This window comes from Aquimarina litoralis, assembly GCF_019295435.1.
Classification (GTDB): domain Bacteria; phylum Bacteroidota; class Bacteroidia; order Flavobacteriales; family Flavobacteriaceae; genus Aquimarina; species Aquimarina litoralis_A.
This window is the reverse complement of the sequence record NZ_WEKL01000017.1, coordinates 18,856-33,764: the sequence shown is the minus strand read 5'-3', so window position 1 is coordinate 33,764 and position 14,909 is coordinate 18,856. Positions and strand designations below refer to the sequence as shown.

Below are 14,909 nucleotides of genomic sequence, written 5' to 3'. Positions count from 1 at the left end.
CAATTGTCTTTAAAGAATTTAGACTACACTTTCTTTTGTACTACAACTATTTTTGTTATTTCCCGTTACTAATATGTTTAGGAATAAAAAAGCTTCTCGATAAGGAGAAGACTTATTTTTATACCTGGCATCTAAGAAATCTTCTAAATAGACATTGATGCCAACAGAGATTTTATATTATTGCAAGCTTTAAGTAGTATTGTATTCTAATAAACTGATTCTTGAAATATTCTATGGCGCTAAGAATAAAAGTGACAATATGTTTATTCTTCTTTTTGTATACTAGCGAAGCATTTTCGTTGCAGAAAACACCTGTACATGCTAAAAAGTCTGACACTGCATTGATTCGTTGGATATATACTACTAAATCTACCGATAGTATAAGGAATTTGATATATGAAGAAATGGGTGAGGATGCACTTTTGGCAATAGATTATGCACATGCTTTTCTTAATAAAGCCAAAAAGAATGATTACAATATGCAATATTTAGCATATTATGATATTGGAGTTGCATATTATCAAAATTCAGAATATCTAAAAGCAATTAATTATGTGGATTCTTCTTTAGTAGTGGTTCCAGAAGGAGCATCGAAAAAAACAAGAATGCTTAGTAGTTATTTGCTTAAAGGCAGTGCTTATACCGATAATAGGCAATACAAAAAGGCCTTAGATGCATTTACGACTGGAGAAAAATTAATAAACCCAGATGACAAACTGATACAATATCGAATAAGCTTTCTTAACAACATTGGGATTATCAGAATTGAAATTAAAGAATTTCAGGAGGCACTAATTACCTTTAAAGAGCTTTATGAACTAATGGAAACTCAAAAAGGGAGTGAAAGTTTTGTAATCGAGGACTATGCATCTGTGATATTACACCTGGCACTTTCATACTATGAGACAGGTGATATAGCAAACGCGATCAAATACAATGATATAGGGCTCGAACTATCAAGAAACCATAATCTGAAAGAAAATGAAGGTATTTTTCTAATGAATATTGGAGAAGTTTTGATTAAAAAAGAGGAACCAGATGTAGCATTAGAAAAATTATATATGTCTAGGGAAATTCTGGATAGCAAAAATTCAAATGTCAACTTTTTATTAGCCAATTATTATATAGCCAAAGCATTATATGTAAAAAATGAGTATAGCAAATCACATGATATACTGTTAGAAAACTTTGAGTTAATCAAGGAGAAAGAGAAAAATGAAATCAAAAATATTCTTGAGATGTATGATTTAGCATATTTATGTGCGGAAAAATTAGGAGATCATACCAAACAACTGGAATATAGTAATGCTTATAGAGCAATTCAAAAAGTTTTGTATCAAGATGATACTGATACCCGAAGGGAAATTTATAAAGAAAATATAGAGAAACTTAGGAATAAGAATCAGGTTTTGTCTTTGAAGAATTCAAAAAATAAAAAGAATTTAATCTTTTTAATCACGTTTTTAGTGCCGATTATGATTTTAACGCTGTATAAAATTATTACTTATCGGAAAAAATTAAAAACAAGTAAAATTCTTTTCAATGAACTTCAAGAAAAAATCAATGATAATGATTTTAAAACCAAAAAGAGTAATACCAAGAGTTCTACGGTTTTGACAGATGAAAAAGCGCACATCTTATTAAATAAGCTCTCTGAGTTAGAAAACAAGCTTTTTTATATTCAAATGGATTGTAATCTGTATAATACGGCAAAATTACTAAATACAAATACAGTGTATTTGTCAAAAGTTCTTAACCAGCATAAAGGAAAATCTTTCATTGAATATTTAAATGGATTAAGGATAAATTATTTTTTAGAAGTTTTAAAAACAGATTCCAGATTTATGTCATACACAATTAAAGGAATTGGTGAAGAACTAGGATACAAAAGTATAAATACTTTTGTGAAGGCTTTTAAAAATCAAACAGGTCTAACGCCATCATACTATTTGAAACAAATTAGGAAAAACATGTAGGATAACATCCTTACATAGAATTGTCAAATTTATTAATTTGACAATTCTAATGATTAATAAATAGGGTAGTTAGATATATATTTGGGGATATTCTTAATAAATCTAAAATACATATGACATTCAAATCACAACATCTTTTCTTTTTGTATTGCTTATTAATTTCAATGAGTTCTTCCCTATACGCTCAATTTGATAGTACAATACCATCTTTAGAAAGTGGTGAGCTATATGGAGATGAAGTATTGCATATACAATTGGAAAAAGAGTTAAGGTCTGATCCCCATATGATACTACCGTCCAATTTTCCGCAGACAATAAATCGAGGAGATGATTTGAACTTGTTAATCACTGCAAAATCTATAAATGACAATACGAAAAAAGTTGACGAAGTTGTGATTGATCTAATACCTTTAGATCCTCTCTCAGGCATAGGAGGAACTAATCCAATTCTGGTAAAACCAACTGATCCAGATAATGGATTTGTATTATATGAGAATGTTACAATGACTACTTCAGAGCTTCCTGTTAGTTCAATGTTTAGTTTAAGAGTTATTGTAGTGAGGGGTAATGATGTCATCGTTTTTAGAGCTACTCAACCTTTGGAGATTTTGACCACACGACATGTCAAAGCATACCCGGTTCCTTTTGATTCGACCCTGAATTTTGATTTCGCAATAACTAAGACACATGAACCTGTATCTTTAGAAATAATTACCCTTTCGGGAAATCATGTTATTATTCGTAATAGTATATATAGAAAAGGAAGACATACGATTTCATATGATATCGATCGCGGAATCGGTAATCCTATTGGATATGTGTTATCCATTGGAAACAATATATATAAAGGGAATCTAATTGTTAAACAATAATTTTTGAGAAATTAATTTTGCGGAAATTGATATGAGTTTGGTTTCTTCCAATCCTACGGAACTAATTAATTTTTAATCAATGTATAAGATGTCCTATAACCGGTAATACTAGGCATTTCTTCTAGTACTTACAACATACTATTTATATATCTATCTCAGATCCTAATGGAACTAGGTTCTATTTAAATCAATACAGATACAATCGTCTCAAAAATGTATTGAATACAATCCACTTATCATAATTGATATTTTTTTAAATCCAAAAAAAAACACTACGGTTTTAGTACGAACTGGATGTGTCGTATTGTTTTATTATTGTGAGAATGGTCTTTAAGAAATTTCTTTAGTGTAAATATATATATGGTAAAATAAGCAGGCTAAAGGCATAAATCTTCTTTGTTTTCTTAGGAACGCTCCAAATAGACTTTGGTTAATGCATGCAGTTGATTTTGATAATGGTGCAAATAATAAATTATCATGGTCATCAGTAATATTATGACCAAAAAAAATAGGAAAGTAGCACATGATGTTACATAACTATAAAGCAATCTATTGTATAACTTATTTTCAAATAACGAGATCGTTTTGACACTGTCAAATTCATTAATTTGACAATACTTCGGTTTAATAATCAGTGATTTAGATTTAGTTTTATCCTAGGAATTTTTAAAAACCTTAATACATTAAAATCAATTTTAAATTATGAATCAAATCAAAAAATTATCAGGAGTGTCGACTTTATCAAAAAAAGAACAACAAGCAATTGGAGGAGGCTCTAGTTATGGCTGTACTGATCGAGTACTACTTTGTAATACAGATAGTGATTGTCCATGCGGAGGTACTTGTGGCAGAACAATTATTATTAATGGACAAGAATTTTTTGTTGGAGGGGAAACTTGTGTGTACTAACGACTGCCAGACACGAATCTAAAAGACACTAATCATCCAAATATTTATTAACTTAATTTTTATTAAAATGAACAGCATTCTAAATGTAAAAGGAATTAAAACACTATCAAAGAAAGAACAAAGTAACGTTTTAGGGGCGGCAAGGTTACCTTCTCATTGTTCACAAAAAGGGCGCATATGTTGCCAGAATGGTGAATGCGAGTTAGGTCAATGTATAACCGCTGGGGGATCAAGTTTTTGTATGTGGTATTAAAACTTGAATAAATTCTGTTCGCACAGAAACTATTGGTAGTTATCAAAAAACCTGTAGGCTATTGTAGTCTACAGGTTTTTTAGTGCTTATAAATCTATTTTTTTGATAAACCTAATGTAAGCGCTTTTATGATCATAGTTAAGACCATTTACAAATCGATTGCGATGTAAAGAAATAAGGTCTTTCTTGATTTTGAAACCCAGTTTGAATTTAATGGATGCTAAAATTCAGCATTAGGCATTGTTTAAGAGGTTGTTTTTGTTTAACTGTGCGTAAATATTTGCTTTACAGGTGTTTATAAGTGATTCTTGCCTTATGAATTGTTATGATATTAGGATTATTGATTAAACAGAAATGCTAGTTATCTAGATCAAATCTTAATAATAACATTGTCTTAAAGAAGTTAACTTTTTTTTTAATTTTTCTTCAAGTATAGAACACGTTCAGTTAACGGGTTCAAGAAAATCAAGAGTTAGTTTTACCCCTAATAAGAATACTAGTAATAAGGATACTGGTAATTAGAATAAACGTAAACTTAAACTAACACAAATTATGAAACTTAGAAAGTTAATATTAGGGATTTTAATGATTTCGGTGGTGAACATCGGATTTTACAGTTGTGAGGATGGTCGTGACGGAATCGACGGAATTGACGGGGTTGATGGTCAAGACGGAACTGATGGCCAAGATGGTCAAGACGGTATTGATGGTGTAGATGGCATGGATTTAACACTTGAAGAGTCTGAACCTTTAGAAAGTTCTGTTGTTTCCAACGATGTTTTTGAGCTTAAAGGTAGTTTTGCTTCTTCTGCTGATTTGGAAATGATATTAACATCAGCAGATATACTTCCTTCTGACTCCACCTTTGTTTATGGTTCTTTTATGGATGGAGCTGCTCTTTATCCTGCTGGGAATGACATGTACGCATTTATCAATAACTTAGAATCTGACTTTTCTATCGCTAGAATTATGATGAATTCAGATTTACAACCTTTACAAGGTGATTACATTGTAAATGCTACTGCTACAGCTTTTACTGCGCAATGTTCAGGTTCTTCTATTACTACTGAAGAGCACGGTTTTGGACCGCTTTACCTTTCAGGTGGTGAGTGGGGTGGAAACGCTAAAGGTGTTTACCGTGTGAATCCTTTCCGTTCTACAGATGATAGAGTAGATGCTGATAGATTACCTGCACTTGGTGAATGGTCAACTGAAAATGCAGTTGTCATTGGTAAAGATGCATATCCATCGCAAACCGTAGTTTTTATGGGTGATGATGATAGTAGTAATGATTATCCAGAAGCGCATTTTGCTATGTATGTAGGTGGCAGAGGAGATTTAAATGGAGGAAACTTATATGTATTAAGAGGAACAAATCCTGTTGAAACTGCTCCTGGTGCTGGTGGTCAACTTTTTGAAATGGGTATGGCCGAAGGTAGTGTATACGATGTTGAGTGGGTAGAGGTAACTGAAAGATCTCTAAACGAATTGAACCAAGAAGGGATAGACTCTTTAGCTATAGGTTTTCAGAGAATTGAGGATATCGACTGGAGAAGAGGTTCTGCAGATGCTAACAGAGAGGTATATTTTAACGCTACAGGAAGATACAGAAGTGACAATCCTGATTTAGCAAACAGAGGTACAACTTTTGGACGTGTATATAAATTAGTACTTAATCCAGACAATCCTACTGGACCTGCTACTATAGAAGTAGTTATGGATGGAGACCTTGAGGGAGGTAAAGCTGATGGTATGCATTCTCCTGATAACATATTAGTAACCGAAAACTATGCTTATATCCAAGAAGATCCTAACGGTTATGCAGATTTGAATGCTGATATTACAGGTTTCGCCAAATTATGGCAGTTGGATTTGAATACTGGAGTAGTAACCGAAGTACTGGAATGTAACCAAGTTGCAGCAAGCGCAATGGGTATTGGAAATACAGATAGCTATTGGGAAATAACTGGTTTGATTGATGTTACTGATATTATAGGTGCTACAGAGTCCACTTTCATTGGCGGGGCACAAGTACATGGATGGAATTACAGTAGTCAGCCTGAATCCGCTGTTCGTGCTGATGGTGCTAAATTTTATGATCCTACTGCAATTGACGAGTCTTCTGCTCGACTTGAAGGTTCATTCTTGTTTAAGATTACTGGATTACCTAGATAAAAATTAAACAAAAAACTTAAACAAAAAGTTCCCTATGTAGTAGGGAGCTTTTTGTGTATTTAAAAATTATTTGTTTTGCTATGAAAAGTATATATTGTTTTTTTATCGCATCTATCTTATTGATCGCTGTTTCTTGTAAGAAAGAAGAAAAGTTATTGGCATTGACAACTTCTTCGAGTGCTGAATCTATGTTTAATAACGCCATTAGAAATCACTATTTTAAAACTTTGGATAGTGCTGCTTTTTATATTAAAAAGATAGATACCCTTACATCACTAGAAGAAAATAAAGCCAATTTTCTAGAAAGCAGAAAATGGTATAAGCGTACTGAGCCTATGCTCATGGCATATGACTATGAGAACTACTTATCCATGAATGCTCCAAATTTGCTTAAAATCGAAATGGAGGATTATCAAGATATCAAAAAATCAAAACCCAAAAGTTACCAGGTCCTCGAGGAATTACTGTATGCTGAAGAAGTTCTTGATAAGAAGGAACTATTCAAAGTTGTGCAATATCTGCAAGTTCGTATTCCCTATATTAGAAAGAATCATATTATTATAAAACAAAGAGATAGACACCATTTGAAGATGTTGCGAGATGCGATTGTGAATATCGCTGCAAAAGGCATTACAGGTTTTGACTCACCAATGCTGGCAAACTCATTAAATGAAGCCATTTATAATTATGAAACCATTAGGGAGATTCTAGCTATTTATAAAGAAGCTTTTGCCTCAAAAGAATTATATCAGTCTTGGGTAAAAGAAATAGATACTACGATATCAGAATTAAAATCAGGTAACTTTGATACGTTTGATCGATATACATTTATCAAAAACCGCACTAATAAACAATTAGAATTGATCAATTCAACTTCAAAGGATTGGAATATAACGTTGAATACTTCCCGTTCACTTAATCCATTATCGACCAATTTTTTTGACAAGGATTTTTTCAATATAGCCCAATTTTCAACCCCACGCTCACCTGAAATTACCGATGAGCGAGTTGCTTTAGGAAAGATGCTTTTCAATGATGAATCGCTCTCAAATACGGGTAACATTAGTTGCGCCACATGTCACCATAAAGACAAAGCCTTTACTGATGGACTTAAAAAAGCCAAGGGTATCAATAATATCGAATTACAACGAAATACACCAACTTTATCCTATGCTGTTTTTCAGCGTACGTTCTTTTATGATGGTCGAGCTGCCAGTTTGGAAGACCAAATCGTAAAAGTGGTCAATAATCAAAATGAGTTTCATTTAGATCTAAATACCATAGAACAACGTATTCAGTCGAACCCTGATTATGTACAGCAATTCGATGCTCTTTATGATGGAAATATTTCAAATCGTAATGCCCGCCACGCTATAGCCACTTATATTAGAAGTTTATCCCCTTTTGATTCTAAGTTTGACAGAAACATGCAAGGCCATGAAAATACGCTGACTGATGAAGAAGTTTTAGGTTTCAATTTATTTATGGGGAAAGCGGCATGCGCGACTTGTCATTTTCCACCGGCATTTAATGGCACAGTTCCTCCTAAATACTTGGAAACCGAATTTGAAAATCTTGGAGTTCCTAAAAATGCAAGTTTTGAACATCCAATATTAGATGACGATCCAGGTCAATATTATCCGTATGAGGTAGAGGAAAAACGAAGCTTCTTTAAGACATCAACTGTTCGAAATGCCGAACTAACGGCACCTTATATGCACAATGGAGTTTACAATAGCTTGGAAGAAGTTATTAAATTTTACAATGTAGGTGGTGGACAAGGAATGGGGTTGAATGTACCCTATCAAACGCTACCGGCTGATTCGTTGAACTTAACGGATAATGAATCTAAAGCAATAATTGCATTTATAAAAACATTGAATGATAAACAGTTTGAAAAAGAAAATTAGAATTTTGTAATACACAAGGAATTTATAAAACAAAAAAGCTGAATCGTTAGATTCAGCTTTTCTTTTACTGTGCGGGCGGGGAGACTCGAACTCCCACGCCGTGAAGCACTAGATCCTAAGTCTAGCGTGTCTACCAATTCCACCACGCCCGCATTTTACTATTTTATACCACTTAGGACTCAGTATAAAATCGCTCGCTATTACTAGTAAGCGGGTGCAAATATAAACAATACTTTTAAAATAAAAACAACCTTCTTAAAAAATATAAACTTTTACTACATTTAACGAAAATTAACTCAAACTAATGCAAAATATCAAAGCGTACGTTCAGGAACATAAAGATCGTTTTATAAATGAACTTTTAGAATTACTCAAAATACCATCGATCAGTGCAGATTCTGCCTATAAAAATGACATCATCAAAACAGCGGATGAGATCAAAAAAAGTCTGGAAAGAGCTGGTTGTGATATGGTTGAAATTTGCCTCACACCCGGATATCCGATTGTGTATGGAGAAAAAATTATCGATCCCAATTTACCAACAGTATTAGTATATGGCCATTATGATGTGCAACCGCCAGATCCAATAGACCTATGGGATAGTCCACCATTTGAACCGGTTATCAAAGAGACAGACTTACATCCTGAAGGAGCTATCTTTGCAAGAGGTGCTTGTGATGATAAAGGACAGATGTACATGCATGTAAAAGCAATGGAGTTAATGACACAAACAGATCAGCTTCCTTGTAATGTAAAATTTATGATTGAAGGAGAAGAAGAAGTAGGAAGTAGTAGCCTGAGCTGGTTTGTAGAGCATAATCAAGAGAAATTAGCCAATGATGTCATCCTGATCAGTGATACAGGAATGATTGCCAAAGATGTTCCTTCTATTACTACAGGTTTACGTGGATTGAGTTATGTGGAAGTAGAAGTAACTGGACCGAATAGAGATTTACATAGTGGTTTGTACGGTGGTGCAGTAGCGAATCCCATAAATATTTTGACCAAAATGATTGCTTCATTACATGATGAAAACAATCATATTACGATTCCTGGATTTTATGATAAAGTAGAAGAACTTTCTAAAGAAGAACGTGCAGAAATGGCCAAAGCTCCGTTTTCTCTTGATGCTTACCAAAAATCATTGGATATCAAAGCTGTTTATGGAGAAGAAGGCTATACCACCAATGAACGTAATTCCATTCGACCAACTTTAGATGTAAACGGAATTTGGGGAGGTTATACAGGAGAAGGTGCTAAAACGGTAATTGCTAGCAAAGCCTACGCTAAGATTTCTATGCGATTAGTGCCTAACCAAGATTGGGAAGAAATCACAGAATTGTTTGCAAAGCATTTCGAAAGCATTGCTCCAGAAGCAGTAACTGTAAAGGTAACACCGCACCACGGTGGACAAGGATATGTGACGCCTATAGATAATATAGGATATCAAGCGGCAAGTAAAGCCTATGAAGATACGTTTGGCAAAACACCAATTCCACAACGTAGTGGAGGAAGTATTCCTATCGTTTCTTTATTTGAAAAAGAACTCAAAAGTAAAACCATTTTGATGGGATTTGGGTTGGATAGTGATGCTATTCATTCTCCTAATGAACATTTCGGAGTTTGGAATTATTTAAAAGGAATAGAAACCATTCCATTATTTTATAAATATTTTACAGAACTAAGCAAGTAATAGTTATAGATCAGATATTTTTGTTCCCAAATAAATTAATGACAAAAAATATGATCGAACAATTACTGAGAATTTCCTTGCTTGGAGCAATATTATTAACTGTATCCTGTGGTTCTGATGATGGAGATGATACGAATACTGCAGCATCTTGTGAACTGATGTTACTAACAGGTCAACCATGTGACTATAGTGAATTTCAGAATATAGAATTGACTAAAGGTTTTTTTATTGAAGTAGGACCTAGTGATTTTATAAATACGGATGGTGTAACGCATTTTTTGAGAAAAATAATTTTTTCTGATGGAGATCTTACGCTAGATGAGTTTGGCGATATAAAATCCGATAATGCGACAGCATATGTGGAGTTTTTTCTATACTCTCTGGGAACAGAGCAGTTTAATCCAGGTACCTTTCGTCCTTGGGCATTTGTAGATGCCAGCACAAGTTCTTTTATATCACTTGCCGGAGATCTTACCTATGATTGCACTTCTGGAATGAATGGATTAACATGCGATTCCCGAATCGGACAAGGAGATGCTATTGTGGTTGTTTCAAATGATGGAGGAGAAGATCAGGTTTGTTTCGATTTTCTGACCTTTGGTTCAAGTGATTGTGTAAGAGGAACATTTTCTGGAGAATTGATGGAGTTAACGGCTAATTAGAAGCTGCACACGATAAGTTATTACATACGAAAACCGCTCGTTTAGAGCGGTTTTTTTGTTTTTTTATAGGTTCTTATTTGGAAATATAATTTTTTATTCTACATTTGTAGAGTTAATTCTAACAATGTAGAGACATGCAATTATCCAAAGCAGAAGAACAACTGATGAAATATCTCTGGAAACTTGAAAAAGCGTTCATGAAAGATTTACTAGATGCTTTTCCAGAACCAAAACCTGCTACGACCACTGTAGCTACTTTATTGAAAAGAATGACGGATAAAGGTTTTATAGACTATACATTGTATGGTAAATCAAGAGAGTATTATCCTTTAGTAAAAAAGACAGAGTATTTCTCGAAACATGTAAATGGTCTGATCAAGAATTTCTTCAATGATTCAGCTTCGCAGTTTGCTTCGTTTTTTACTTCAGAAACAAATCTATCTACTTCTGAGTTAGAAGAGCTTAAAAAAATAGTAGATCAAGAACTTTTAAAGAAACAAAAATGATAGCCTACATCCTTAAATCTTCCTTGTGTTTGATGCTCTTATGGGGTTTCTATAAGTTGTTTTTAGAAAAGGAAAATATTCATTTTTTAAAGAGATTTTACCTCCTTTTTAGCTTGGTGTTTGCTTTTACAGTACCATTAATCACACTTACCTATGAGGTAGAAGTTGATCCACAACCAGAAATAATTTTAGATACTGCGGTTCCGTTGATGATGAATGCCACAGAGATCAGTGAAGTACAAGAACCTGTCGATTATTTATCCATTAGTTTATGGAGTTTGTATGGAATTGGGGTATTGATTTTTGGTATTAGATTCATTAGAAATCTTATGGATATCCGAAAAAAAGTGAGAAAAAATGAACGTTTAAAGGAAATATCGCATGTAAATGTTTTGCTAGGCAACTCCATTGTTCCTCATACATTTCTTGACTATATTTTTGTCCCCAAAAAGGAATTTCAGGAGAAAAAGATACCACAAGAAATTCTCCTTCACGAAAAAACACATGTGCTTCAGAAGCATACGCTAGACATATTGTTTGTAGAACTGCTACAAGTGATCGTATGGTTTAATCCGATGTTTATTTTTATGAAAAGAGCAATACGATTAAATCATGAGTTCTTAGCAGATCAAAATGTATTAAAACAAAAGTTCGCAATACAAGATTATTTTGACTTGCTCCTTAATTACAAAAACAGCACTAATCAAGCTGAATTATCGAGCGCTATTAATTATTCATTAACAAAAAAACGATTACAGATGATGACTAAAAATTTTTCCCGGAAACGGGCAACACTAAAACTCTTAGCGGTATTACCATTGTTAGCTATAGGCTTATTGTCTTTTAACAATGAGATTGTTGCTAAAGAAATTGTCAAAGAAACACCAGCGGATCCAATGGATTCAGTTGATTTGATGATAGATGCTAACAAAGATATTAAGCTTGGAAATAATGAAAATACGATTGTTAAAGTTAGAAACCTAGAAAAAGACAAGATATCGAAAACAATAGCAAAAAAATCTCCTAATACTTCTAATAAAAAGATTACAACGGTCGATAAGAGTTCTGAAAAGAAAAACCTTCAGGATGGAGTAACGGAAGAAATGGTAAAAGAGTATAATATCTGGGCAAAAGATTTAAATACTAAGATTGAAGGGAATAAGCCCATTAATATCACGCAGAGTAATATTTATCGTATGATATATATCTATAGAAATATGACTGCTGAACAGCGTGAAAGGTCTGAGCAGTTTCCTGATATTCCGCCACCACCACCAGCTCCTGAAGCACCAAGAGTACAAAAAGGTGAGGAAAGTGATATTCCTCCGCCGCCACCACCAGCTCCAGAAGCACCTGAAGCTCCTTCAAAAGGTAATGGAAGTTATGTAGAGGTAAAGTTTGCAGAAGATTCTGAATTAACTGAAGAAGAAAAAGAAGAATATATCGAAAGAATAGAAGCTCAGTTAGCTGAAGCAAGAGAAGAGGAAGAAAGAATGTTAGAGGAGATACGAGCAGAAGAAATGGAAGTGTTGGCAGAATCTCAACAATTAATTGCAGAAGCAGAAATAGTAGAACAGGAAAATCGAAGAGATGCTATAGCGGGAATTACAGAAGCCGAAGTACAAAGAGTAACGGCGATGGAACAAATTCAGGAAGCAAGAGAGGCGGCAGAAAGAGCTAGAGATCAAGCTTTTAAAAATGCTCAAGAAGCAAGAGCAATAGCCAGAGAACAGGCTCAGCAATCTAGAGAACACTCGGAAAAAGCAATGAGAAATGCTGAATTACAGGCTCGAAAAGCGGAAAGAGAAGTACGAAAAGAGGAAATGAAAGCTAGAAGAAAAGCACTTGAAGCAGAAAGGAAAGCCCAAAAAGCAAGGGTTAAAGCCGAAGTAGATGCTTATAAAGCAGAATTGGATGCAAGAAAAGTAATGCGTAAAGCGGAAATGCAAGCTCGTAAGGCAGAATCAAAAGCTCGTAAAGTGGAAATGGAAGCAAGACGAAAAGCAATAGCTGCAGAAATGGAGGCCAGAAAAGCAGAGCAAAAAAGAATGATGATATCTGACCCTCCATCAACTAAAGAGTTTATTAAAAACATGGCAAAAAAGGACGCTGACTTCTATTATAACGGAAAGAAAATTTCTGCAAAGAAAGCACTCAAATTAATAGAGGATTCGGGTAATCCCCTATCCATTGATGCTTCTACCAAGAACGGTAAATCTAAAGTGATTATTAAAGATTAATTATTTAGATCTCATTCATCAAAACATAAAAACGCATTAAAACCTCACTTTGGTGGGGTTTTTGTGCAACATTTAATTAGTAATCAGCGTTATAAGTCTATTGTCAATCAAAATTACCCTTAGATTATGTTAAAACGATTTTTTATTCTGTGCTCTGGCACAGATGCCGATATTTTGGCAAATTGCTCCAACGGAGAACAAAATAAGTATGCTGGTATTGGCGCAACGGTATTTTTTACAGCATTAATGGCTTTTTTAGCAGCTAGTTATGCCTTATACACCGTTTTTGATAATTACTTTACAGCCATATTTTTTGGTATTGTATGGGGATTATTAATTTTTAATCTGGATCGATTTATAGTTTCTACTATTAAGAAAAAGGATAATTTTTTAGATGAACTTTTGCAGGCATCACCCAGAATTATTCTGGCTGTCATTATAGCCGTAGTTATTTCTAAACCTTTAGAATTAAAGATTTTTGAAAAGGAAATAGATCAGGTGCTTCTTGAGCAAAAGAATGATCTTACTTTAGCAAATCAAGAACAAATCGCTACTCAGTATACACCTATTGTAGAAGGGATTGATTCCGAAATTGATGCCTTAAAAAAAGAGGTTTCTACTAAAGAAGCTGAAGTCAACGAATTGTACGAAACTTACATTGCTGAGGCTGAAGGACGAAAAGGAACAGAGATCGTGGGTAAAGGCCCTGTATACAAAGAAAAACGACAAAAACACGATGCGCAATTAGCAGAATTAGTAGAGCTTAAGAAAACAAATGCTGAAAAAGTTGCAAATCTAGAAACCCAAAAAAGCGAACTTGCCTTGGAATATGAGAAACAGGTAGAAGACTCTCAACCAATTATTGATAATTTTGATGGATTAATGGCAAGAGTAAATGCGTTGGGCGAATTACCTTGGTTACCTTCTTTCTTTATCTTTTTGTTGTTTTTAGCGATCGAAACCTCTCCGATTTTTGCAAAATTATTATCTCCAAAAGGAGAGTATGATTTCAAAATTGAAGACCTGGAAGGTGAAGTTAAAACCTGGACAGCTCAGAAAGCAGATCAGCGAAAAGTATTGTTAGAAACGGATCATACGGTAAATGATAGAGTGTATAAAGATATCTCTGAGGAAGATGAGTTGTATMAATATAAAAAGAAAATTGCCAGAGAACTGATGCAAAAACAGCAAGATGCATTTTATAAAAGACAAACAGATATTCTGTAAAGGAGTATTGTATGTTTAGCAWTTTGTATAACCGCCAATTTTTTAATTGTGGTTATATATTGTTGTGGTTAATTTTTTAATAATTTCCTCCTCCAGAATCAATAATTATCCCATGTTCAGAAAATTTGATACTTAAATATTCCATTGGAGAATCTTCGGGAAGGTTATAAAGTAAATCAAAATCTTTATTGATATAAAAATCTATATGATTGACTTTTATTTCTTCAAGCTCTCTTTTAGTTGGATTATATAGCTCTTTTAGTTTTTCCTTTGCTTTAATATCAAAATTTGAAATTTGGTTCAAAATTAGATGGATATATTTGTGGAGATTTTTGGCTTGATTTTCATCAGTGGAATTAATTCCTATAGTTATTGAATACTCTTCAACCTTAAATTCCTTTAAGCTACTATAACAATTCAAATTGCTTAAAAGCTCCATTTTTCCTATTTCATCTATTTCGTAGAAATTATTCATTAATTTTATCA

11 protein-coding genes and 1 tRNA gene are annotated in these 14,909 nt (G+C 33.6%); 10 read left to right on the top strand and 2 right to left on the bottom strand.

Annotated elements, in window-relative coordinates:
* Positions 1–233: 233 nt before the first annotated feature.
* The 5 genes from GBO31_RS10940 to GBO31_RS10920 all read left to right on the top strand — a co-directional run bounded on the left by GBO31_RS10940 (position 234) and on the right by GBO31_RS10920 (position 8,095).
* Positions 234–1,976: an AraC family transcriptional regulator gene (locus GBO31_RS10940; protein WP_219008380.1), complete on the top strand. Its 1,743-nt coding sequence runs from the start codon at positions 234–236 to the stop codon at positions 1,974–1,976.
* Positions 1,977–2,140: 164 nt separating this feature from the next.
* Positions 2,141–2,848 (top strand): hypothetical protein, encoded by a 708-nt coding sequence (locus tag GBO31_RS10935; protein ID WP_219008379.1) that lies wholly within the window; start codon positions 2,141–2,143, stop codon positions 2,846–2,848.
* Between the two features lie 702 nt (positions 2,849–3,550).
* Positions 3,551–3,757 carry a hypothetical protein gene (locus GBO31_RS10930; RefSeq protein WP_219008378.1) on the top strand — a complete coding sequence of 69 codons (207 nt, stop codon included), beginning with the start codon at positions 3,551–3,553 and terminating at the stop codon, positions 3,755–3,757.
* A gap of 805 nt (positions 3,758–4,562) precedes the next feature.
* Complete coding sequence (locus GBO31_RS10925) at positions 4,563–6,185, top strand: PhoX family protein (RefSeq protein ID WP_219008377.1); 1,623 nt, start codon at positions 4,563–4,565, stop codon at positions 6,183–6,185.
* Positions 6,186–6,265: 80 nt separating this feature from the next.
* Positions 6,266–8,095: a cytochrome-c peroxidase gene (locus tag GBO31_RS10920; RefSeq protein ID WP_219008376.1), complete on the top strand. Its 1,830-nt coding sequence runs from the start codon at positions 6,266–6,268 to the stop codon at positions 8,093–8,095.
* A gap of 70 nt (positions 8,096–8,165) precedes the next feature.
* On the opposite strand, the gene GBO31_RS10915 is transcribed toward GBO31_RS10920, so the two are convergent.
* Positions 8,166–8,247 (bottom strand) — tRNA-Leu (locus GBO31_RS10915).
* Positions 8,248–8,399: 152 nt separating this feature from the next.
* Between GBO31_RS10915 and GBO31_RS10910 the strand changes: the two genes are divergently transcribed.
* From GBO31_RS10910 to GBO31_RS10890, 5 genes are all read left to right on the top strand, one after another.
* Positions 8,400–9,788, top strand: coding sequence for a dipeptidase (locus tag GBO31_RS10910; protein ID WP_219008375.1), 1,389 nt, complete (start codon positions 8,400–8,402; stop codon positions 9,786–9,788).
* 50 nt (positions 9,789–9,838) lie between these two features.
* A complete protein-coding gene (locus tag GBO31_RS10905) occupies positions 9,839–10,450 on the top strand; it encodes a hypothetical protein (RefSeq protein WP_219008374.1) in 612 nt (203 codons plus the stop codon).
* Positions 10,451–10,584: 134 nt separating this feature from the next.
* Positions 10,585–10,956, top strand: a complete 372-nt coding sequence (locus GBO31_RS10900) for a BlaI/MecI/CopY family transcriptional regulator (protein ID WP_219008373.1) — start codon at positions 10,585–10,587, stop codon at positions 10,954–10,956.
* Positions 10,953–13,196, top strand: a complete 2,244-nt coding sequence (locus GBO31_RS10895) for a M56 family metallopeptidase (protein ID WP_219008372.1) — start codon at positions 10,953–10,955, stop codon at positions 13,194–13,196. Before GBO31_RS10900 ends, GBO31_RS10895 begins: the two co-directional genes overlap by 4 nt.
* A gap of 126 nt (positions 13,197–13,322) precedes the next feature.
* Positions 13,323–14,423: a DUF4407 domain-containing protein gene (locus GBO31_RS10890; RefSeq protein ID WP_219008371.1), complete on the top strand. Its 1,101-nt coding sequence runs from the start codon at positions 13,323–13,325 to the stop codon at positions 14,421–14,423.
* 76 nt (positions 14,424–14,499) lie between these two features.
* Here GBO31_RS10890 and GBO31_RS10885 read toward each other — a convergent pair whose 3' ends face one another.
* The gene (locus GBO31_RS10885; protein ID WP_219008370.1) at positions 14,500–14,898 is read right to left on the bottom strand and encodes a hypothetical protein; all 399 of its coding nucleotides are present in this window, start codon (positions 14,896–14,898) and stop codon (positions 14,500–14,502) included.
* Positions 14,899–14,909 lie beyond the last annotated feature (11 nt).